General features: G+C 32.9%; 21 protein-coding genes. 13 read left to right on the top strand and 8 right to left on the bottom strand.

The window, feature by feature from the left end:
- Nucleotides 1–61: 61 nt before the first annotated feature.
- Nucleotides 62–1,160, bottom strand: a protein-coding gene (gene prfB / locus AABL81_RS07350; RefSeq protein WP_143021889.1) for a peptide chain release factor 2 whose coding sequence is annotated in 2 segments (ribosomal slippage) — nucleotides 62–1,096 and nucleotides 1,098–1,160 — 1,098 coding nt in all. Because the reading frame shifts where the segments join, the coding sequence is not laid out codon by codon here.
- Between the two features lie 47 nt (nucleotides 1,161–1,207).
- Here prfB and AABL81_RS07345 point away from each other — a divergent pair.
- Both AABL81_RS07345 and AABL81_RS07340 read left to right on the top strand, forming a co-directional pair.
- On the top strand, nucleotides 1,208–2,233 hold the full coding sequence (locus AABL81_RS07345) for a threonine aldolase family protein (protein WP_158209116.1): 1,026 nt from the start codon (nucleotides 1,208–1,210) through the stop codon (nucleotides 2,231–2,233).
- A 100-nt stretch (nucleotides 2,234–2,333) separates the two neighbouring features.
- Nucleotides 2,334–2,651, top strand: a complete 318-nt coding sequence (locus tag AABL81_RS07340; RefSeq protein WP_158209115.1) for a DUF6787 family protein — start codon at nucleotides 2,334–2,336, stop codon at nucleotides 2,649–2,651.
- 63 nt (nucleotides 2,652–2,714) lie between these two features.
- On the opposite strand, the gene AABL81_RS07335 is transcribed toward AABL81_RS07340, so the two are convergent.
- The 3 genes from AABL81_RS07335 to dnaA form a co-directional block, all read right to left on the bottom strand.
- On the bottom strand, nucleotides 2,715–3,440 hold the full coding sequence (locus AABL81_RS07335) for an SAM-dependent methyltransferase (protein ID WP_158209114.1): 726 nt from the start codon (nucleotides 3,438–3,440) through the stop codon (nucleotides 2,715–2,717).
- 99 nt (nucleotides 3,441–3,539) lie between these two features.
- Nucleotides 3,540–3,998: a low molecular weight protein-tyrosine-phosphatase gene (locus AABL81_RS07330; RefSeq protein ID WP_341340702.1), complete on the bottom strand. Its 459-nt coding sequence runs from the start codon at nucleotides 3,996–3,998 to the stop codon at nucleotides 3,540–3,542.
- The gene (dnaA, locus tag AABL81_RS07325; protein ID WP_158209112.1) at nucleotides 3,998–5,437 is read right to left on the bottom strand and encodes a chromosomal replication initiator protein DnaA; all 1,440 of its coding nucleotides are present in this window, start codon (nucleotides 5,435–5,437) and stop codon (nucleotides 3,998–4,000) included. Before dnaA ends, AABL81_RS07330 begins: the two co-directional genes overlap by 1 nt.
- 189 nt (nucleotides 5,438–5,626) lie before the next feature.
- Here dnaA and AABL81_RS07320 point away from each other — a divergent pair, with 189 nt between their 5' ends.
- The 9 genes from AABL81_RS07320 (at nucleotide 5,627) to AABL81_RS07280 (ending at nucleotide 15,259) form a co-directional block, all read left to right on the top strand.
- The gene (locus AABL81_RS07320) at nucleotides 5,627–6,034 is read left to right on the top strand and encodes an acyl-CoA thioesterase (protein WP_158211299.1); all 408 of its coding nucleotides are present in this window, start codon (nucleotides 5,627–5,629) and stop codon (nucleotides 6,032–6,034) included.
- Nucleotides 6,035–6,105: 71 nt separating this feature from the next.
- Nucleotides 6,106–6,840 carry a hypothetical protein gene (locus tag AABL81_RS07315; protein ID WP_158211298.1) on the top strand — a complete coding sequence of 245 codons (735 nt, stop codon included), beginning with the start codon at nucleotides 6,106–6,108 and terminating at the stop codon, nucleotides 6,838–6,840.
- A 257-nt stretch (nucleotides 6,841–7,097) separates the two neighbouring features.
- Entirely contained in the window at nucleotides 7,098–7,313 is a 216-nt protein-coding gene (locus AABL81_RS07310; protein ID WP_158211297.1) for a DUF6140 family protein, read from the top strand.
- A 62-nt stretch (nucleotides 7,314–7,375) separates the two neighbouring features.
- Nucleotides 7,376–8,230: a helix-turn-helix transcriptional regulator gene (locus AABL81_RS07305; protein ID WP_341340701.1), complete on the top strand. Its 855-nt coding sequence runs from the start codon at nucleotides 7,376–7,378 to the stop codon at nucleotides 8,228–8,230.
- A 14-nt stretch (nucleotides 8,231–8,244) separates the two neighbouring features.
- Nucleotides 8,245–9,963 carry a nuclease-related domain-containing DEAD/DEAH box helicase gene (locus tag AABL81_RS07300; RefSeq protein ID WP_341340700.1) on the top strand — a complete coding sequence of 573 codons (1,719 nt, stop codon included), beginning with the start codon at nucleotides 8,245–8,247 and terminating at the stop codon, nucleotides 9,961–9,963.
- Nucleotides 9,964–9,972: 9 nt separating this feature from the next.
- Complete coding sequence (locus AABL81_RS07295) at nucleotides 9,973–11,982, top strand: DUF4407 domain-containing protein (protein WP_341340699.1); 2,010 nt, start codon at nucleotides 9,973–9,975, stop codon at nucleotides 11,980–11,982.
- Between the two features lie 17 nt (nucleotides 11,983–11,999).
- Entirely contained in the window at nucleotides 12,000–12,803 is an 804-nt protein-coding gene (locus AABL81_RS07290) for a hypothetical protein (protein ID WP_341340698.1), read from the top strand.
- Between the two features lie 24 nt (nucleotides 12,804–12,827).
- Nucleotides 12,828–13,781 carry a VWA domain-containing protein gene (locus AABL81_RS07285; RefSeq protein WP_341340697.1) on the top strand — a complete coding sequence of 318 codons (954 nt, stop codon included), beginning with the start codon at nucleotides 12,828–12,830 and terminating at the stop codon, nucleotides 13,779–13,781.
- Nucleotides 13,782–13,783: 2 nt separating this feature from the next.
- On the top strand, nucleotides 13,784–15,259 hold the full coding sequence (locus AABL81_RS07280) for a DNA/RNA non-specific endonuclease (protein ID WP_341340696.1): 1,476 nt from the start codon (nucleotides 13,784–13,786) through the stop codon (nucleotides 15,257–15,259).
- 71 nt (nucleotides 15,260–15,330) lie between these two features.
- Here AABL81_RS07280 and AABL81_RS07275 read toward each other — a convergent pair whose 3' ends face one another.
- The 3 genes from AABL81_RS07275 to ribD all read right to left on the bottom strand — a co-directional run bounded on the left by AABL81_RS07275 (nucleotide 15,331) and on the right by ribD (nucleotide 18,435).
- Nucleotides 15,331–15,987 (bottom strand): DUF6266 family protein, encoded by a 657-nt coding sequence (locus tag AABL81_RS07275; RefSeq protein WP_341340695.1) that lies wholly within the window; start codon nucleotides 15,985–15,987, stop codon nucleotides 15,331–15,333.
- A 751-nt stretch (nucleotides 15,988–16,738) separates the two neighbouring features.
- Entirely contained in the window at nucleotides 16,739–17,365 is a 627-nt protein-coding gene (locus AABL81_RS07270) for an IMPACT family protein (RefSeq protein ID WP_341340694.1), read from the bottom strand.
- Nucleotides 17,366–17,367: 2 nt separating this feature from the next.
- Entirely contained in the window at nucleotides 17,368–18,435 is a 1,068-nt protein-coding gene (gene ribD, locus AABL81_RS07265) for a bifunctional diaminohydroxyphosphoribosylaminopyrimidine deaminase/5-amino-6-(5-phosphoribosylamino)uracil reductase RibD (protein WP_341340693.1), read from the bottom strand.
- Nucleotides 18,436–18,479: 44 nt separating this feature from the next.
- On the opposite strand from ribD, the gene prmC reads away from it, so the two are divergent.
- Together prmC and AABL81_RS07255 are read left to right on the top strand one after the other, a co-directional pair.
- A complete protein-coding gene (prmC, locus tag AABL81_RS07260) occupies nucleotides 18,480–19,325 on the top strand; it encodes a peptide chain release factor N(5)-glutamine methyltransferase (protein WP_341340692.1) in 846 nt (281 codons plus the stop codon).
- Between the two features lie 125 nt (nucleotides 19,326–19,450).
- Nucleotides 19,451–19,939 (top strand): hypothetical protein, encoded by a 489-nt coding sequence (locus tag AABL81_RS07255; RefSeq protein WP_341340691.1) that lies wholly within the window; start codon nucleotides 19,451–19,453, stop codon nucleotides 19,937–19,939.
- A 115-nt stretch (nucleotides 19,940–20,054) separates the two neighbouring features.
- Here the strand turns inward: AABL81_RS07255 and AABL81_RS07250 are convergent, their stop codons facing one another.
- Entirely contained in the window at nucleotides 20,055–21,266 is a 1,212-nt protein-coding gene (locus tag AABL81_RS07250; protein WP_341340690.1) for an efflux RND transporter periplasmic adaptor subunit, read from the bottom strand.
- Nucleotides 21,267–21,268 lie beyond the last annotated feature (2 nt).

Genomic DNA, 21,268 nt, shown 5'->3' with positions numbered 1-21,268 from the left:
ATTAGATATAAAAAAACGGAGTAGTCTTTCAAAGACTACTCCGTTTTTTATTTGTACTTGCTTATTCTTCTTCTCGTTGTCCCATCATCATTAGATAAGCTTTTAAGAATTCGTCAATCTCTCCGTTCATCACAGAGTCAACATCTGTTGATTCATATTGCGTACGGACATCTTTTACAAGTTTGTATGGATGCATCACGTAGTTTCTAATCTGTGAACCCCATTCAATCTTTTTCTTATTCGCTTCAATCTCATCGCGCATTGCTTGTTTTTTCTTCAACTCAATTTCGTAAAGTTGCGATTTTAAAAGCTGCATGGCTTTGGTCTTGTTATCTAACTGTGATCTCGTTTCAGAGTTTTCAATTATAATTCCAGTAGGGTGGTGGCGTAAACGAACAGCTGTTTCAACTTTGTTTACATTCTGACCTCCAGCACCACTTGAACGCATTGTTTCCCAAGAAATGTCAGCTGGACTAATTTCAATCTCGATTGTGTCATCCGCAAGAGGATAAACATAAACAGAGACGAAAGATGTATGTCGTTTGGCATTACTGTCAAAAGGCGAGATACGAACTAAACGGTGAACACCATTTTCTCCTTTTAAATAACCAAAAGCAAACTCTCCGTCAAACTCTAAAGTTACTGTTTTAACTCCAGCAACCTCCCCTTCTTGGTAGTTTAACTCTTTTACTTTTACGCCATTCTTTTCTCCCCACATGATGTACATACGCATCAACATAGCAGCCCAATCACAACTTTCAGTTCCTCCAGCTCCAGCAGTGATTTGCAATACAGCGCTCATACTGTCACCTTCGTCAGAAAGCATATTTTTAAACTCAAGTTCCTCAACGATTTCTCGAGTTTTATTGTATTGTGCTACAACTTCTTCTTCGGTAGATTCTCCTTCAGCATAAAACTCAAGAAGTATCTGTAATTCCTCTAAATTTGCTTTAGCATTTTCATACCCTTCAACCCATTTCTTTTTGGATTTCAGTGCTTTAACGATTACTTCGGCCTCTTTAGGGTTGTTCCAAAAATCAGGAGCAAAGGTCTTTTCTTCCTCGTTTGTGATCTCAATTAATTTCTTATCGACGTCAAAGATACCTCCTTAACGCACCAAGGCGATCAATAATATCCTTCTGTTGTTCTGTGGTTACCATAATTTTTAATACTTTTATACCACAAAAATACTTATTCCTATCAATTTATGGAAATTAATTTAGTAAGTGATACAATCACTAAGCCTACGCCTGAGATGTTAAACTACATGATGAAAGCAAGGGTAGGTGATGATGTTTATAAACAAGACGGTAGTACTAATGAGTTGGAAGTAGCTGTAGCAGAGTTGTTTGGTATGGAAGCAGCGCTGTTTTTTCCCTCAGGTACAATGGCAAATCAAGTTGCAATTAAGTTACATACACAGCCTGGAGACCAGTTAATCTGTGACAAAACTTCTCATATAAATCTTTTTGAAGGAGGAGGAGTTGCTGTACATAGTGGGGTTACTTGTGCTTTAGTAGATGGTGTTCGCGGTAGAATTACGGCAGACCAAGTGTTACAACACTACAATGAACCTAATAATATTCACTTGCCAAAAACAACATTAGTAAGTTTAGAGAATACAACTAATCTTGGAGGTGGTGCTTGTTATGAAATGCAAGAGTTAGAACGCATCCGCGAGGTGTGTGATGATAAAGGATTGAAGTTACACTTAGATGGGGCAAGATTGTGGAATGCTTTAGTAGCAAAATCACAACACCCAAGTCAGTTTGGAGCTTTATTCGATACTATTTCTGTTTGTTTTTCAAAAGGATTAGGAGCACCGATTGGTTCTGTGTTGTTAGGATCAAAAGCAGATATTCAAAAAGCATTGCGCATCCGTAAGTTAATGGGAGGTGGAATGCGTCAAACGGGATATTTAGCAGCAGCAGCTTTATTCGCTTTAAAGAACAATGTAGGTAGATTGCAAAGAGATCATTTCAGAGCGAAGCAAATAGAGATGATTTTAAACAAGAAACTTTGGATAGGTGAGGTTTTGCCTGTGCAAACGAATATCGTTGTTTTTAAGCTAAAAGAACCGGTTCTAAGCAAGTTGTTTGTAGACAAGTTGAAACAAAAAAACATATCTATTAGTGATATGGGAGGTGGATGGCTTCGAATGGTAACCCATTTAGATTATCGCGAAGTAATGCATGAGTATGTATTAGAAGCACTCTCAAAATTAGAATTATAGCATAAGAAGTCATTCCGCAAGGAGTGACTTTTTTATTTAAGATATTTTAGTTTTTTACTTAGACAAAATGAATTACCTTTGTTTAGAATTAAATTAAATAATGGAAAAACTTAAGCAACGCTGGGGGGTAACATCCAATTTTCAATTGACAGTTATCTTTATTGTTTTCGCAATTACTGGTTCAACATCAGCCTACATATCTAAGCCTATTTTATCATATATTGGAATAGAAAGAGATGGGATGTATCCGTTTCTTTATTGGATTCTATACATTGTTTTGATATTACCTGTTTACAAGGTTTTATTGCTGTGTATTGGTACATTGTTTGGACAACGCGTGTTTTTCTGGAATTTCGTAAAGAAAATGTTACGCAGTATGGGAATGGGCTTTATATTGCCTAAGGAAAAGAAAGAATAGGTGTTTGGTTGTAAACCACACGGAATATATACAAAAAGAGCAGCTTTTATAAGCTGCTCTTTTTTAGTTTTTATGTATAATGAAAATACACGGTCTTTTGTGTAAATCTACTTTTGTATTCTTCCATTGAGAAGCAGGTTTAGTCGAGATAAACTCTGTTTCTAATGTAATGTCACAAGCCACGCAAACTAAGGTGTTTGGGTTTAAGATTTGTGCCATATCTTGTAGTAATTGGTTATTTCTATATGGCGTTTCAATAAACAATTGAGATTGGTTCTTTTCTTGTGATAATCTTTCCAAGCCTTTTAGCGCATTCTTCTTTTCTGCTTTGTCAATTGGCAAGTATCCGTTGAAAGCAAAACTCTGACCATTCATACCGGAAGCCATTACTGACAATAGGATAGAAGATGGACCTACAAGTGGTGTTACTTTGATATTGCGCTTATGTGCTAAATCAACGATTACAGCACCAGGGTCTGCTACTCCAGGACATCCTGCTTCACTCATTACACCAACGCTTTTACCTTCTAATAACGGCTTGATGTAATCTTTGTATTCACTTGTTGTCGTGTGCTTGTTTAACGGGAATAAAATAAGTTCTGATTGTTTCTTTTCAGGACAAATACTTTTGATAAAACGCCTTGCTGTCTTTTCATTTTCTACGATGAAAATATCAAGCATTTCAATAGCGCGTTTTACTGTTTGTGGTAACACATCAAGAGGATTAGTTGTTTCTCCTAATGTAATTGGTATAAGGTATAAAGTACCTGTTGGTGATTGATTTGTCATGAATAGTGTATTCTATAAATAGTTGTACAAAGGTAAAGATAAAGAATAGTACAAAAAAGAAAAGGAAGAAAATGACTTTCTTCCTTTTACTAAATATATCTAAGATTGTAAATCTTTGGCTATTACGTTACAAGCATCGTCTAACATTTTATAGACGTGGTAAAAACCTCCTGGACCTCCAAAGTACGGATCAGGTACTTCTTTATTTGAACCAGGGTGTAGTTCATTTAATATGAGTTTTACCTTTTGTTTAGCTTCTTCATTAGGGGCTAATTTAATGACGTTGTCATAATTAGATTGGTCCATAACGTAGATTCTGTCAAACTCAGTAAAATCGTTTATGCTAAATTGACGAGCTTTTTGGGTAGTTAAATCAATGTCATAATGCGAAGCAACTTCTATAGATCTTGGATCAGGTTGTTGTCCGATATGCCACGCACCCGTTCCTGCTGAGTCAACAAAAAAACTTTCTTTCGAAAGTTTTGATTGTAGGATACCCTCTGCTAATGGAGAACGGCAAATATTACCTAAGCAAACCATCAAAACTTTAGCTTTCATTACATACTAAATTTAAGATTAATATCGTCGTGATATTTTTTAAATTCTTTGTCTGTTTCAAGAAGATTGTCAATCGTTTTACAAGCGTGTAATACAGTTGCGTGATCACGATCTCCAATTTGAGAACCAATACTTGCTAAAGAAGACTTTGTGTATTTTTTAGCAAAGAACATAGCAAGTTGTCTTGCTTGTACAATGTTTCTCTTTCTTGTTTTAGAACGAAGTGTTTCTGTGTCCATTTGGAAATAGTCAGATACCACTTTTTGAATATAATCGATAGAGATTTCTCTCTTAACATTCTTAACGAATTTCTCAACTACGCTTCTTGCAAGGTCAATTGTAACTTCACGTTTGTTAAATGAAGACTGTGCAATTAATGAAATAATAGCACCTTCTAATTCACGGATGTTAGAATTTACATTTTTAGCAACGTATTGAATAATGTCTTTCGGCATTTCAACACCATCGCGGTATAAAAGGCTTTCAACGATTCTAACACGCGTTTCAAAATCTGGGTGCTGAATTTCAGCAGATAATCCCCATTTAAAACGAGATAATAAACGTTGTTCGATGTCTTGCATATCAACAGGTGCCTTGTCCGAAGTCAAGATAACTTGTTTACCATTTTGGTGTAAATGGTTAAAGATATGGAAAAATACATCTTGCGTACCTGATTTACCAGATAAGAATTGAATATCATCGACAATTAATACATCAATTAACTGATAGAAATAAATAAAATCATTTCTTGTTTGCTTACGTACAGAGTCAACATATTGTTGTGTAAATACTTCAGCAGAGATGTATAAAACAGTCTTTTCAGGGTATAAGTCTTTAATCTCAACTCCAATAGCGTGAGCTAAGTGAGTTTTTCCTAAACCTACTCCTCCGAATATTAATAATGGGTTGAATGATGTACCTCCAGGTTTGTTAGCTACAGCTAAACCTGCTGAACGTGCTAAACGGTTTGAATCACCTTCTAAGAAGTTATCAAATGAATAATTTGAATTTAATTGTGACTCAATCTTAACATTGCGAATTCCAGGAATTACAAAAGGGTTTTTTAATTCTGGATTCTTATTTTGTACAGGTACGTCTAATTCTTGTGGTTTAACAGGGCTTCTTTGAGCACTCGGTAATTGTTCTGTATAAGGTTGTTTTTTTCCAGATGTATTTTCCATCTGAATTTTATACAGCAATTTAGCTTCAGGGCCAAGTTGTCTGGTTAAGGCTACTTTAAGAATTTTTACATAGTGTTCTTCCAACCACTCGTAAAAAAACTTACTTGGCACTTGAATATATAAAGCATTCTCTGTAAGCTCAATTGCCTGAATAGGCATGAACCAAGTCTTATAAGCTTGTTCTTGGATATTGTCTTTTATGAACTCAAGACAATTATTCCATACAGATTCTGCGGACTTAATCGTATACTCGTGCATTTTAGGTTAGAATTATAAAAACAGTTACTACTTTTGGGTAAATTTCCAGGGGGTGAAAATTACCTTTGTTTGCGAGCACAAATATGTGAACAAATTTTGGGATAAAAAAACTTTATAGGCATTGTATAAAACAAATTAATTTGGTAAGTACTATAAAAAAAAGAAGAAACAAATATAATTAAAAGGAATATGAAATATTTTGATTGTAACGTCAGAGTGCGTTATGCAGAGACAGATCAAATGGGGGTTGTTTATCACGGTAATTATGCGCAATACCTTGAAATTGGGAGGGTTGAGTGGTTGAGGAACCTTGGGGTATCATATAAGAAGATGGAGGAAATGGGGGTGATGTTGCCCGTTGTCTCTTTGACAATGAACTATAAAAAATCAGCAAAATACGATGAGATTTTGACCATCAGAACTGTCTTTAAAAAGCTGAGTTCCGTGAAGATAGAATTCGATTATGAATTGTATAATGAAGCGGGTGAATTGTTAACAACTGGTAATTCTGTATTGGTGTTTATTGATATGAAAACGGGTCGTCCAATCGCTGCTCCAAAATATGTTGTTGAAAAGATTTCTGCAATAGAAAATTAGTATAAAAAAGACTTTTTGTAATTAATGGTTTTACTAAAAACAAATAATTATATTTACATAAAACAAATATTATGAAATCAGCTTATTGGCTAATGGGTATCGGATGTCTATTTTCTATGAGTGTTTTTGCTCAAGAAACGAAGATTATTGACGGACGTGCTCGTATGTATGACGGTAAAATAGTACCTGCTACTATTGTTAATAAAAATAGTAATGAAGAAACTAAACTTGATGGTCGTGGTTATTTTATGATCAATACGCAAGTTGGTGATACAATTCAGTTCACTAATAAAAGAATTTCTCCTGTGGATTATGTGATGACAGCAGAGGATTTTAAATTAGGTAGAGTGAATGTTGTGTTCACTAAGCCAGGTCAAACGTTAGAGGAGGTTGTTATTTTACACAAGAATTTCGATGATGATTTGTTTGAAGTAGGAAATAAGAAGAAGTTGACTCCTGCTGAAAGAAGATATAAAAAGAACAATACTGTGTTTGCTTCTACGGCAAATTATGGAATGGGTATTAGTTTAGATGCGTTAGCTAATTTGATTTCAGGAAGAAAGAAAAAGGATAAGACAGCGATTTTATACGAAAGATTAGATATCCGTATTCAAGAGTTTGTTGAGGAATACCCTAAAAGTGATTTGTTAGAGGATATGAAAATTCCTAAGGATAGAGTAGATGCTTTCTTATACTATGTGGTTGCACAACCAGAGTATGGTAAGGTGAAAGTAGAAAGAACTGAAGAGTATCAGTTGTATTTAGCAAAACAGTATGCTGACTTTGTAGGTTTCTTAGGATTGTAATTTTACATAATAGAATATAGTTTTAAAAGAGGTTGATATCGCATTTTGTGGTATCAACCTCTTTTTTTGTGCTTTTTTGAGAATGTAGTTTATAATAAACGTGGGAGTTATTTTTAGAGATAATGCCTTTGTAAAATTGGGTGAACACTATGTTTTTTTGAGTGAATTTTTTTTCACTAAAAAAAAGGTAGTGTTCACCCTTTTTTTGTTTTGAATGGTTGAAAATGTTGTTACGTTTAATTAGAAAATGAAGAATTATGGCAAGATATAGAGCTACGGTACTTCGTACACATAAAGAAGGTGAAATGTACATTGAGAAAGGGATGAGTGTTGAATTCGTATCTTTTACTCCCCCGTGGATGGTAGAACAAGGTAAACCAATACAAGAAGCTTTCTTAAGAGTATATGGTGTAGACTTGAAAAAAGGCTTTGCTTGTAGTCCTGGTTTTATAGAAGTAATAGAAATAAAATAGACTTGCGTGTTTTGACAGTGTAGTCTGTTTTCTTTGTACTGTCATTGTAATACTGTGAAAGGATGAAAGACTTGATAAGGGTTCAAAAAGTACTTGAGGCATTTAAGGTAAAGGGAGAGTTAACGGTTGATTATATATGTAGTCAACTTGGAGATGAAGGTGGACCTATAAGTTATGAAACGTGGAATCGCTTGCGTAAAAAGTTGATAGAGGAACTTAATATACCAATTGTTTACAATAGGTTGAGTAAGGTCTATGTTTTAAATGAGGTAGAGGAAAATGAAGAGAGATTAGACGTTTTGAGTTTAAATAAGTTTATTGAAAACTATGAAGTGATTAGTCTGTTGATGAAAAAAGCAGGTGAAGATATAGATGCAATAAAGTATATCGAGTTTGAACAACAAACGTGTTTGTACAATATTAATTTTTTCAACACGCTTTTAACTGCCTTACAAAGGAGGTTAGAAGTCAAGTTAACACATCAAAGTTACCGCAGTATAAAGGCAAAAGAGAGTTTAGTAAGACCATTGTATTTTAAACAATATCAAAATAGGTGGTATTTAATAGCAGAGGTAGGTGAGGAGTTTTTGAGTTTTGGTTTAGACCGTATCAAACAGGTAGAACTAACACAAAAGAAGTTTAAACCAAGGTTAGATGAGGCCAAGGCTTTGTTTAGTGAGATAGTAGGGTTAAATCATAGTGATTCGGATAGACAGCGTATTGTTATTGAGTTTGCCATTTCACAAAAGCCTTACGTACTAAGTCTGCCTTTGCATCACACACAAAGTGTAATCAAGGAAGGTAAGAGTACCTTTCAAATAGAAATATGGGTAAGACCTAATTATGAGCTTCAACAACAAATACAGAAATACGGCAATTTTGCTAAGGTTGTAGAGGGAGATTGGGTTTGCCTATGAAATGAATAAAAATTATGGCTGTACAATTTTTTCCATCATACCCGATTCAATTTATAGAAGAAAATATATTTTCAAGTACAGAAGTTGGTAATAAAGGTGAGTGGCTTATTTATAGAGAATTATTACAACAATTGCAACAAAGTAAAGAGAATTGGCAAGTCTGGTTTAGTTATGATGTAGCAGTTACAGATGATTTTGAAGAATTAGAAAAAGTTGAAGGAGAGGTTGACTTTATTATAATTGGTAAGCGTGGAATAATTGTATTAGAAGTCAAAGGAGGGAATATTAAGATTGAAAATAATCAATTTTATTGTAAAGGAAACGGGGATTGGACAAAAATAACAAATCCTTTTAGACAGGCGAGTCAACATAAACATATATTGAGAAAGCAGTTTCTTCAGCAATATGGTAATATTTTGATATGTGATGCTGTAGCATTTCCGAGTGTTAATATTCGTTTCGAGCATCCAAGATTTGACGATAAGTTGATTTATAGCAAATATAAGAAGGGATTTATTTATAATAATATTGAAAACTTTTTGAATAGTGTCTATGACCGACATATTGAAAAATTAAGTCAAGCACATAGTTTTGATTTTACACCGGTTAGTAATCTTTTAATGGCAAGTATTAGCAACATACTTAATGTCAACATTGAAGATAAGAATGTATTGAAAGGATTTGATACGCTTGAATGGTTACAGATTGATAGTATTGGGGTTTTAGAGGCATTGGAAGATAATTCGAGACTGATGATTCAAGGTGATCCAGGTACTGGAAAAACGACATTAGCTCTAGCTTTTGCTGATTTAAATAAGGATCTGAATGGATTATATTTATGTTGGACTCATTTTTTAAGATTACATAATGAAGAGCGCTTTAAGGCTAGGGGCATTAATATAGATGTCTTGAATTATTTTGACTTTGTAGTTGCGCATTGTCCGAATCTAACAAAACAAGAATGTTATGGTTTTAGCTCAGAGGAATTTTCGTTAAAAGCAAGAGAAGCTATTGTTAGTTATTTAGAAAAGGGAGGAAAACGATATGACTACATCATTATTGATGAAGCACAAGATTTGTTTGATAGAAATCTTGATGTGTTTTTAGACAAGATGTGTGTAACTGGAGATGGGTTAAAAAGAGGACGTTCATTGGTGTTATATGATTTTAAGCAAAGTTTTAATCAAGGGGAAGGTGATGTTCGTGAATATGCGTATTTATTGAAAGATTATTATGCACATTATAGATTGAGAAAGTCGAGAAGAAATATTGCAGAAGGGGAAATTAATCAGCTCGCATTAGATGTAAAATATAATCCAGAAGATATACTTGATGTTTCATATTATAGTAGAAAACAACAAGTGAGCTTGAATGTTGTAAGAGGTAAAAAGGAGTTTCAAAAAGCGATTAAGCGATATGTAACGAGTATTCAAGATCCAAAGTCTTCTTTACGAGCAAAAGATATTATTGTTTTAGTACAGGCAAGTATTATCAATCGAAGAGAAGATATCTGTCAAATTATAGAAGAATGTGGTGTTACATTTCTTACAGATGAGAATTTTACTATAGATGAGTTAAACTATACAACACCAATAAAATTTAAGGGCTTAGAGAGAAAGCATATTGTATTAATAGTTGATAAACCTAATAGGGCAAGTAACTACGAATGGTACATGGGAGTAACAAGAGCTGTAGAAAGCGTAGAGCTTATAAAAATAGAGTTTAAAAAATAAATAAATTATATGTCCTTTATTAGTGATATTTTAGGGAGTTCATCTTCAAGTAATAAACAAGCAAATTATTCTGCAAACACATTTTTACTAAGACCAATGTGGTTCGCTGCTGGAGCAGATCCATATTTATTAAAAAAAGGAACGTATTCTGATCAAGTAAAAATGGCTTGTATGGGTGGAACAGTTTACGCTACAGCTTTTCTTGCGTTTATTTCTGGATCTTATGCTATACGTACTATTTTCTTTCCAATTGATTCAGAGAGTTTATGGCCTTATCTTATGGGGGTAGTTTGGGCACTTATTATTTTTAACCTTGATCGTTTTATTGTTTCTTCTACTCCAGCTAATATTGGAAAATCGACTTGGACAAAATGTAAGCAAGCAATTCCACGTATAATTATGGGATTAATTATCTCTTTTGTTATTTCAAAACCAATTGAGATAAAAATATTTGAAAAAGATATTAAAGAGAAAATAGAGTTGGAGCATGTTGGTGGAAAAGAGGCCTTGAAAAAAATTGAATTTCAGACTAATACAGAATTAAGAAACAATAAAACTACTATTGCTGACCTTAAAGAAGAATTAGTAAAAGCTGAAAAGGAGTTAAAAGAAATAAGAACACTTTATAATAGAGAATTAGGAGGGCAAAATAGTGGTAATAAAGGAGTCGGTCCAATAGCAAATGAATATAAAAAGCAAGTTGCTAAAATGCAAATGGAAGTTGATGATTTAAATATTTCTATAAAAAAAGCAGAGAATACTTTTAAAAATAGTCAACAAAAAATAGAACAAGACCTTGAAGAAAAGAGTGTTACTATAAAAGAAGCTAAAGGAAGCTTTGTAAATCAACTTCGTTTGGCTCATGAAATTAGCCCAGTGATTTCTTGGTCGTTGACAGTATTATTTGTCGTATTAGAGTTGACACCAATTATATTCAAATTGATGATGGAAAGAGCTCCTTATGATTTTCAAATGTATGATAGAGATGAAGTAATTAAAAGTCAAAGTACAGTATTAGAAGAAGGAGGGGAGTATGTAAGTAGAAATGCAAAGCAAGTAGAGGAAGAAAGAATAAGAGAGATAACTGCTAAAGACTATGTTCATATAGAAAAAGTAGAAGAGGATAAGCGCCAAGATTTAAAAAAGATAGAAATAAACCAACAAGTTTTTGACTCAAATATTGCGGAGAGAACGAAAAAGAGTGAAGAAGTTCAAAGATTAGATTTAGAAAACGATTATAATAGTAATTTGAATTCAAAAATAAATCATGAGCAACAAGAAATGTTATTAGCTAATCTTCAAAAAAGAAAAGAATACATAACTCAATTAGAAGAATTAGAAAGATTTGAATTGGAAAGAAATCTTTTAAAGAATACTCATCACCAGCAAATACTTTCTCAAGAAGAAATTGAGATAAAAAAGATGAGTAATATGAAAGATAATGAATTTGATAGATTAATTATTGAAAGAGAGTATCAAAAACAATTATTAGACTTGGATAGGGATTACAATACAAAGAAACTTGAGATATATAAAGCTTTGTTAGATAAGAAAACAAAAGAAGAGTCGCTAAGGTTTGAAAAAGAAATTGATGCAAGAAAAAACAACGAAGTAAGTCATGCTCAAGAAATGAATAAAATTAAAGGAAATAAAGTTGAAAATGAAAATCAAAGCAAAGCAATGGTATTAGATAGTAAAAAGAGAATTGCAGATGCTTTAGTGGATGGAAGATACTATGCTGAAGGAGATGATTATGCTTATGTTAAAATATTGAGTAAAGACACAATTAGGGACATTACTTCATCTAAAGGATATACAGAAAATAAGATAGATATTTTATACAATTCGGAAGATAATTGTATAGCAACAGCAGGGAAAATAACACAGTTTAAAAAAGGTAAAGGATTACTAGAAACAGTTATCGAATACAAAGGCAAAATGGGAGATAATGGAATTGATTATAGTATTGATAAAGCAAAAGCGTTAGATATAGAGGCTAGAAATGTCTTTAGTAAGTAAGAAAAAAATGTGTTTTTATGATTGCTGTAATTATTCATTATGCGTGGAGAATATTAAAATTATTATGGAAAATTACAAAGTTTTTGATTAAGCTTATAGTTGGAGTTTTAGTTTATTTATCATTACCATTAGTGTTTTTTTCAGGAGAAAGAAAATTTCTTCCTTTTAAAGATTATCGGTTAAAAGCAACAAAAGGATTTTGGTTGTCAATTTATCATGGAGTGCTATATATTCTCTGGGGAAGTTTGACTGTTTTTTATAGCTACTATACATATTTTACTTTCAAAAGTTTAGATATCTATGGATATGATATTTTTGGTTATGTGAGAACGCTTAATTATAAATTATTAATAGGAGGAGTTTCATTGTTTTTGGGAGGTTTATATTTTGTATTGATTTTTTCATTAATAAGAAGAACGAATACTAATAGGGAGTTAGGTCAAATTTCGATTCTATCTAATGTATTAAGGTTTAGTGTTTTATTTGTTTGGACTTTTATTTTAGTAACGCCTTTATACATTAATGAACAAATTCAAAAAGGAAAAGAGCTTAGTCAAGTTGAGTTATTTGAAGAAATGGATTCAAAAACAGTAAAGAGATTAGAATTCATAGCGGAATTTGATAATAGATATGGTATAGGAGAAAGGTGGCAAATATTAGAAGAATTTTATAAAGATATTCATTTACAACAAGATTTTACAATGTTAGTAAAGAGGCATATGAAGATTTTTATGTGGGCTTTTATAATAAAAATTATTTTACTATATGTTGATATTCGATATATCGAGCATAAAGTAAAAGAAATGAAAAGAGTGATATAATATTTAAAAAAAATGAGAAAAATAATGAAATTTATTTTTGGTTGTATTTTATGTTTTTTAAGCTTGAATAGCATTTATGCCCAAGTAAAACTAAAAGAGAAGAGAATTTACTTAGTTGATTTAACAGCTTCTATGGAAGGAAAAGGAAGTGTGGATACACCGAATATCTTTCAAGAAGTTAAACAAAGTTTAGTAAATACTATCAATAATATAAAATCAGATGATACAGAGGTTACATTTATTCCTTTTACAAATAAAGTACACGGGATAAGTAACTTTATTATTAAAGATAAAAGTGAGATTGTTGATTATATAAATAATTTAGAAATTAAAAAAGGGGATACAAATATAGTTGATGCTTGGAAAGCAGGTGTTGCTCAAATTGACACTACTAAAGTGAATTATTTTTTCATGTTAACTGATGGGTTACATAACACAGGACCAGATAAAGAAGTTTTGTTTAATGATATATCTAAATGGTCAAATTTTTCAAAAAACAAGTATTTCTTTGCTTTTTATGTGATGTTAACTGAACATGCAAATGAGGTTGGAATAGCACAGGCTATTAATTCATCATCTCAAATATGGATGATTAAGTCAATGGATGTAAATGTTTCTTTCTTGATGAGTAAAAATTTTTATAGAATGAATATTATAAAAGATAATGCTTTACCATTGACTTTTGATATAAGTAATAAGAAATTTAAAAATATTGTAGGATTAAATATTGTTGCAGAAGGAGAAATAGAGAGTTACTACCGAATTATAAAAGTTGAGAATCATTTAAATGAAGGAGAAAAAATAAAAGTATTTTTTGAAGAAAAAGTAGAAAGAAAAAATATTCCATTATCAGTATCTGGAAGTTTACATATAAACTATAATAAGGAGTTGAATCCATTGTTATTTTTTACCCCGGATATGATAAATATTCAGATAGATAATGTAGGTATTCGTTCAATGTATTTTAAAGCTAAATAAAAATGAGTTATAAAAGTTTAGTGTTTGTCTTTTTACTTGCCATTTGTTTGTATTCATGTTCAAGTAAATCAAATAAAGATGCTTTAGAAAAGTACGACTTTGGAGTCGAGAAGTATAAAGAACCTTTTGCTTTTCTACCTAGTAAACCTAGTTTTTTAGTTAAGTCATTAGAGTACACCCCTAAATGGTTTCTAACTGATACTATAATGTTAGAGAAAAAATTTGTTATAGGTTTTAATGAGGATAGTAAAAGGTATAATTCTAGGGCAGCTTTAGCTTTTTTAGATTCGCTAGGTAATGTTCCTTCCGGAGTTAAAGTTTACTTTAATAATAGACATTATGAAAATAATATATTTACGATTGATAGCGAAAAGTTAGAACAAGAGGTAAATATTAAAATTAAAATAAATCCTGAATTAGGAAAAAGAGAGTTAGGTGGAGGAATTGTATTATTATCAGAGGATATTGATATTATAAATGATAGGATAATGAATGATTCAGAAGTTTTAATTGGAGTATGGAAAGCTAAACAAGAGATTGGTTGGCCAATTATGCTCTGGTTAGTATGGATAATTATTCTTAGCTTATTATTAGTTATTGCATTTTTTGTAATTAGTGGATTATTAAAATTTATAATCAGTTTAAGTTTTTATTTTTCCAAAATAAGATTTGGTTTTAGTAAAACCGTAATTGTTAGGAATAGTAAGCCTATAAAGAAAAATAGAAAACAAGATAAAAATAAGGAAGATAAGAAAAATGAAAATACAGAAAAAGAGGATGATGTAGTTGATTTATTTGATAATATTAGATATGTACAAGGTCGGCAAAAAGGAGGTGTGGTTATTGGTAAAGTTGTAGAAAGAGAATTAAGAAGAGGGATAACTTGTAAAAATAACAGAGTGTATGATAAGAATAATTTTGTAAATATTGGGCGAGTTTCTCGAAGAACAATGTATTTAGAACAAGGGTTTATTGAGATATTAAACCACCCAAAATTACTATCTAATTTCATCTATAAATTTTGTTTGAATAATGTTGAAAGTACAATTTATACAGATAATTTAGGAAGGGTAATTAAGTATATAGCTTTGATTAAAGATGAGGAGGTTAATAATTATAGAGATAATACAAAACAGACAGATTCACTTATATTTAAGGATGGAGAAGTTAATTACCCACAGATTAGTTTACAAAGAACAGATAGATATAATGATCAAGGAGGTCATATAGTACCACATGTTATAGGAGGAAGTGCATGTTTAATCAATATATATCCACAAGCATATGCTTTAAATAATGGGGAAAAGTTTAAAAAACATGAAAATAAAACTAGACAAATATTAAAGAAAAAAGGGAAAGTAACTTTAATAACTATTTTCAGATATAATAAAACTTGTTTGAGACCACACTCTATAGAGAGACGACATAAATGGTATTTTGATAATGTATTTTTTAAAAATAAAAACATTAAACCTTAGTATGATAATACAAACAGAAAAGCTGTCCAATTAGGACAGCTTTTTTTATATATAAAACATCCAAAAACACCCTATTCCTGCTCTTTAACAGGAATCTCTAAACACCCTAAGTACATACTTGTACTATTTAGATCATCTGTTGCATTACTCCAGATATACCAAAGGTGAATAGAACCATCTATCCATTCATCTGGTAGTATTAAAGAAATTTTGCCATCTTCGCGATTAGCAATTCGTTCAAAAAGGTGAAAATTTTGCATTTCCTGCATTAACGCGATGACACTTAATTTATCTTCCTTTTCAGCTAATCCCTGACAACTATTATCTTCCCATTGCAATTTAAGCTTTCCGTTTTTTAAAAACTTAACATTGGTTTTTAGAGTAGTAGGTAATACCCCTAAAGCTAAGTATAAGTGTGAATAATCAATATGAAATGTCTCATCATTTTCAATATACATTTCCTTCATAAGTTTGGATAATAACAAGTCAAAACCAATTTGGCTTTTGTTAGATACAGCAATGTTTTTATTTATGAATTTACGTAGAGGGGTGAGAAACTGTGTACAATACGTTAATTTAGACTGCTGTGTCAATTGTTTTTCAGAACGAGGTTTAAAAGTTTTTTTTGGCATAGAACGCATCAAGTTCTTATTTCTCCACGGAAAGCCAACTACGGTTCCTACTTTTCCCTGAAAGCCACCTAATATTCCTTCTTTAATTTCAGCCATATAGATAAAAGATTAAGATGTTGATAATCATTGTACTAATATAATATTTGCTGAATTTTATAAAGTATACTTTTGGGATAAAAAATCATAAAATAATGTCTTTATGTAGAGTTAATTATCTTTTTAAGGTATTGGAGGGTAAACGATAAACAAAACATAGTCTAATGGGGTTTTGATGGTTTCCTATCTATTATTAGTTCCAAATTGAAATGCCAATAAGTAGTAATTGTCAAACTAAAATATAATCTTAGAATTATCAGACAATCAATAGAGAGTTGACCGAGTATTCTCTGAGTATTGTCCGAGTTTATAATGCTCAGGCCAGTGATACCAAAGAGTTGACGGAGTATTGTCAGTGAATTGTCGGACAATTGTCAGACAATAGGTGGTGAAGTCTTGTAAATCCTACTATTATCAAAAGAATAGCTATATAGTATTAGTGCTGTCTTTTTGTTTTTAATTGTTTGTATTACAGTGTTTTAGTTGTTTTTTTAGGCTATTTTTTTTAATAAGAAAATAATCACATCCTATATTTTTTTAAGTAAAAACGGAAGTATTGATAGATGTTTTTGTTTTAAAATGAAGTTTTAATTGTCAAAATGAAGTAAAAAAAGTTTGTTTTTGTTGTCTTTTGAAATGTATTAGCAATAAAAAGTATGGAGATATCGAAGGGGGGAAGGTCTAAAAAGAACAGTTGTATCAACACAAAATACAAACCACAAAAAAAGAGCGACAATCGCTCTTTTATATTTTAATAATCTTCTGCATCAGCTTCAATCACTTTGACTTCATAAAAAGGTACAAACGCCTCTAAAGCCTGGGGATATTCACTTTTTCGGATAGATAACTCTATTTCACAACTCATCTCCATTGTTTGGTCTAAGATGTTTAAGTTCTTTTCCTTTATCACGCGCATCACATTATTCATGTCTTTGTATTCAAAGCGAACCTTAAACTTCTTGTCAATGGTTTTTTCAATGATGTCAGCTTCTTCCATTGCCATTTGAGCCGTTGCTCGATAAGCAGTGATAAGTCCGCCCACACCTAATTTAACTCCTCCAAAATAACGGACAACAACAATCAGTACATCTGTAACTTCAAATGACTGTATCTGCCCATAAATAGGAGCACCAGCAGTATTACTTGGTTCCCCATCATCATTGGCGCGGTAATATATTTGTTCTGCTCCCAACTGAAAGGCGTAGCACCAATGGCGTGCGTTGTAATGCACTTTTTTGATACCTTCTAAGATTTCCTTTACTTCCTCTTCTTTCTGAATCGGAAAGGCGTATCCAAAGAATTTACTATTCTTCTCTTTATACAAGACCTCTTCCGTTGGTCGGCTTATTGTTTTATATGAATCTATTTCTTCACTCATGTTTACGGGAATACAATTCGTAGTGTATCGTTTAAAATAAGGTGTTTTTCTTCTGTGTCAAATTTACTTATAACAGGGGCTTTCAACCCATCGTGTAAATTGGTTTCGCCTACAAATATACGCGCTTCATCCCAAAGATTGTGGTCAATGAAACTTTGCAATGTCTGACGACCTCCTTCTACAACTAACGACAAGATGTTATGTCGGTACAGAATTGCACATACTTGAGGTAGCAAATCTTGGTCAAAGTCGGCATACTCATAAATAACGTTCTCCGTTGTAACCAAGGCTTCATTAGCAGTGATGCATATCGTTTTAGCCTCTCCATTTTGAAGAGCAAAGCTACTATCTACTTTACCCGTTCTATCCAAATACACACGCACAGGGTTGTTGCCATACCAATCTCTTGTAGTTAAAGACGGGTTGTCGTCAAGCACGGTTTGCGTACCTACTAAAAACGCCATTTCTTCACTGCGATATTGGTGCACGGTTTGTTTAGAATACGTATTTGATATCCAAAAAGGACGTTGGTTATCCCTTGTCAAAGGCGCCAAATAATGGTCTGGTGTTTCTGCCCATTTCAAGATGATATAAGGGCGTTGTTTTTGGTGAAACGTAAAAAAGCGTTTATTGCTCTCTTGACATTCCTTTTCTAACACACCAACAACAACGTCAATACCTGCTTCGCGCATTTTCTGAATACCACGACCGCATACTTTTGCAAATGGATCTACAGTACCAATCACCACTCTCGGAATTTGCTTTGCGATGACTAAATCACAACAAGGCGGTGTTTTTCCAAAGTGACTACACGGTTCTAAGCTCACGTAAAGCGTACTTTCTTTAAGTAGTTCCTGATTTTTAACGGATGCAATTGCGTTGGGTTCTGCGTGCGGTCCACCATAAGCAGAAGTAAAACCTTCGCCTATGATTTTATCGTTGTACACCACAACAGCTCCTACTGAGGGGTTTGGCATCGCTGCAAAGGTCCCTTGTTTAGCTAATTGTAGGCAACGAGAAATATATAATTCGTGTTTTTCCAAAATTGATAAAACTGTATCTTTGAACAAATTTAAGCTTTTTAGCTAAAACTCATTAATTTTAGTGTACAACTATGCAAATCAAGTCTTATCAAAACCGCTTTAAGGAAGTACTTTCGCCTTTATATGATGAAATGGAAGCAGAGCAATTGTTTTTAATTGCCTTAGAAGAAATAGAAGGGAAGTCGCGTATTGACTTGGTTATGAATCCCGATTTACAAACGGATAAGCTGACTACTTGGGATGAGGTGTTGGCCGACTTACAACAAGAAAAGCCGATTCAGTATATCTTTGGTCGTGCATATTTTTACGGATTAACGTTTAACGTGAATGAAAATACCCTAATTCCTCGCCCTGAAACGGAGGAGTTGGTAGACTGGATAATCAATAGTGTAGACGCTGATAAGCCTATTCGCATTTTAGACATTGGTACGGGGAGTGGTTGTATCGGAATTACCTTAGCAAAGGAGTTGCCTAATGCACAGGTTACTTTGATGGATGTATCGCCTAAAGCGTTAGAAATGGCAACACACAATGCAAAGGAAAACGGTGTTGAGGTACAAGCTATTTTACAGGATGTTTTGGCATTAGAACAATTACCTGCACAGTATGATGTGATTGTGTCTAACCCTCCTTATGTTCGAAACTTAGAAAAAGTAGAGATTAAAAAGAATGTTTTAGATTACGAGCCACATTTAGCGCTATTTGTAGAAGATGACGATGCGTTGATTTTCTATCGAAAAATAGCAACTTTAGCAAATGATAATCTTCAAGAAGGAGGAATGCTTTTCTATGAAATAAATCAATACTTAGGTGCGGAAACGGTTGCGTTATTTCAATCGCTACTGTTTACAGCTATTGAATTGAGAAAAGATATGGTAGGAAACGACCGTATGATTAAAGCGATTAAAAAAGCATAAGTAGTAAGGCAATAGAAAGGTATTAAAATATTTCTATATAAAGGATGAATCTTTCAAAAGCACACTATTCTACATTGTTTTTAAAAGCTGAATTTACTATCTTTAATTAAGTGAATCAGTTAAGTATGAAAACGCAATATCAGTATAACAATCGCGAGGTTGTTTTGGAAGTAAAGAAAGCATCTCTTATGGTTAGAGTGGTGCTGTATATCTTAGTATTTTTATGTGTGGCCTTGCCAATAGTCGGAATTGTAGGTGGTGTAGTGTCAGGAGGTGAGGGAATGTCGATTCTAAGCATCGTATTGTTTGCCTTTATTCTTTTTTTAGGGTATTTCGTATTCCGTTTAGCCCTATGGAATACCTATGGTAAAGAGGAGATTTCTTTCGGAAAAGAGGTTATTTATTACCAAGCTGATTACGGATGGTTTAAAGACAAAAGAAAGAAATACGACGTTGGAAAGACAGTGAAATTTGCAGCTAAACAAATGGGTTATCAAGAGGATAATAAAGGTGTATTAACGGTAGAGGTTGATATGCGACCAATTAATAGTGCAGTAAAAATGCCAATGGCAGAAGTAGAGCAGTTGATTAAAGAGTTGAAGAAATTGTATTAGTTTATAGCACAATAGAAGTGCTCTTTATAGCAGATGATGCAGCAAAGGAGTAATTCAATAAACAAGATAAAACAAAAGCGGATGTCTATAGTAGGCATCCGCTTTTGTTTTAAGATTAGTGTTCGTGACCACCGCCACCTTCGTTTTTAATCAAGTGACTTTGTAAGTAATAAGCTCCTTTAACCACGATTTCTCCGTCTTTAGGAGGAGTACCAAGAACGGTTACTTGTGTGTATCCAAGCTCACTCACCCCTGTTTTAACTTCCACGCGTTCAAAGTGAAAGTGCTCACTTGCGGTTGTATTCTCGTCTTCTTTTTCATTGTAAAAGATAAACTCCCTACCATCAGCTTTAACAATAGCATCACTCGGAAGTACATCAACCGTATTATGACCAGTTTGTATCAACGCATTTACATATAATCCCGTTATTAGATTATCCGGAATATTGTCAATATTCGCGTGTACAGCCACTGTTTTTGTACCAGGTTCAAACGACTTGCCAATGCTGAAAATAGTAGCCGTTACTTCTGTCTTGTCGATATTCGTTAGGTTAAACGAAACCTTCTGACCGATGTGAACACTTGCCAAATCTTTTTCATACACCATCAAATCCAAGTGTATTTGGGAGTTGTCAACTAAGGTAAATAGCGATTGTCCTGCCATTACATTTGTTCCAATCTTAACCGGAATAGTAGCAATGTTTCCAGAAATTGGGGCTACTATCTTTAGGGAAGATGAACTTTGTCCGGGTATGGTATTAACCAGTTTTATGCGATTGCTAAGCGATTGGTATCTGGCGCGTTCAATGTTTAAGTCGGCTTTTGTCTTTTGATATATTTTAGCCGAGTTTACATTCTCCGCACGCAGAGTTTGTTGTCGCTGGTATTCCAACTCTAAGTACTCCAACGTGTTTTTAGAAATAAGGTATTCTTCTTGTAATTGGATGAACTCCGGACTATCGATTGATGCAATGACTTGTCCTTTTTTTACCTTATCCCCTAAGTTTACATAGATGTTGGTAATTGTACCACTCATAAAAGAAGACACATCTGCTTGGTTTTGCGCGGGTAATTCTGTCTTGCCGTTAACGCGAATAACATCGCTTAGGTTTTTTTGTTCTATTGCCCCCAACTTGATGTTGGCAGTAGTGAATTGTGCTTTGTTTAACTCCACTTCTTTATTGCCTGCTTCGTTTTCAGTCGTAGTTTCAGTATTTGCAAGGGGAGTATCTTTAGCTTGCTTATCTGTTGTATTTTCTTGTTTGCTATTGCAGTTCCAAAATAGGAGAGAAGCAGCAATAGTTACTATGATGAATGACTTTTTCATGT

Source organism: Myroides sp. C1519 (genome assembly GCF_038039755.1).
Taxonomy (GTDB): Bacteria; Bacteroidota; Bacteroidia; order Flavobacteriales; family Flavobacteriaceae; genus Flavobacterium; species Flavobacterium phaeum_A.
The sequence above is the reverse complement of the archived record's forward strand: the minus strand, read 5'-3'. Positions and strand labels throughout refer to the sequence as shown.

Coding starts and splice junctions, on each gene's coding strand:
- AABL81_RS07345 (WP_158209116.1), top strand. CDS start 1,208: ATGGAAATTAATTTAGTAAGTGATACAATCACTAAGCCTACGCCTGAG.
- AABL81_RS07340 (WP_158209115.1), top strand. CDS start 2,334: ATGGAAAAACTTAAGCAACGCTGGGGGGTAACATCCAATTTTCAATTG.
- AABL81_RS07335 (WP_158209114.1), bottom strand. CDS start 3,440: ATGACAAATCAATCACCAACAGGTACTTTATACCTTATACCAATTACA.
- AABL81_RS07330 (WP_341340702.1), bottom strand. CDS start 3,998: ATGAAAGCTAAAGTTTTGATGGTTTGCTTAGGTAATATTTGCCGTTCT.
- dnaA (WP_158209112.1), bottom strand. CDS start 5,437: ATGCACGAGTATACGATTAAGTCCGCAGAATCTGTATGGAATAATTGT.
- AABL81_RS07320 (WP_158211299.1), top strand. CDS start 5,627: ATGAAATATTTTGATTGTAACGTCAGAGTGCGTTATGCAGAGACAGAT.
- AABL81_RS07315 (WP_158211298.1), top strand. CDS start 6,106: ATGAAATCAGCTTATTGGCTAATGGGTATCGGATGTCTATTTTCTATG.
- AABL81_RS07310 (WP_158211297.1), top strand. CDS start 7,098: ATGGCAAGATATAGAGCTACGGTACTTCGTACACATAAAGAAGGTGAA.
- AABL81_RS07305 (WP_341340701.1), top strand. CDS start 7,376: ATGAAAGACTTGATAAGGGTTCAAAAAGTACTTGAGGCATTTAAGGTA.
- AABL81_RS07300 (WP_341340700.1), top strand. CDS start 8,245: ATGGCTGTACAATTTTTTCCATCATACCCGATTCAATTTATAGAAGAA.
- AABL81_RS07295 (WP_341340699.1), top strand. CDS start 9,973: ATGTCCTTTATTAGTGATATTTTAGGGAGTTCATCTTCAAGTAATAAA.
- AABL81_RS07290 (WP_341340698.1), top strand. CDS start 12,000: ATGATTGCTGTAATTATTCATTATGCGTGGAGAATATTAAAATTATTA.
- AABL81_RS07285 (WP_341340697.1), top strand. CDS start 12,828: ATGAAATTTATTTTTGGTTGTATTTTATGTTTTTTAAGCTTGAATAGC.
- AABL81_RS07280 (WP_341340696.1), top strand. CDS start 13,784: ATGAGTTATAAAAGTTTAGTGTTTGTCTTTTTACTTGCCATTTGTTTG.
- AABL81_RS07275 (WP_341340695.1), bottom strand. CDS start 15,987: ATGGCTGAAATTAAAGAAGGAATATTAGGTGGCTTTCAGGGAAAAGTA.
- AABL81_RS07270 (WP_341340694.1), bottom strand. CDS start 17,365: ATGAGTGAAGAAATAGATTCATATAAAACAATAAGCCGACCAACGGAA.
- prmC (WP_341340692.1), top strand. CDS start 18,480: ATGCAAATCAAGTCTTATCAAAACCGCTTTAAGGAAGTACTTTCGCCT.
- AABL81_RS07255 (WP_341340691.1), top strand. CDS start 19,451: ATGAAAACGCAATATCAGTATAACAATCGCGAGGTTGTTTTGGAAGTA.
- AABL81_RS07250 (WP_341340690.1), bottom strand. CDS start 21,266: ATGAAAAAGTCATTCATCATAGTAACTATTGCTGCTTCTCTCCTATTT.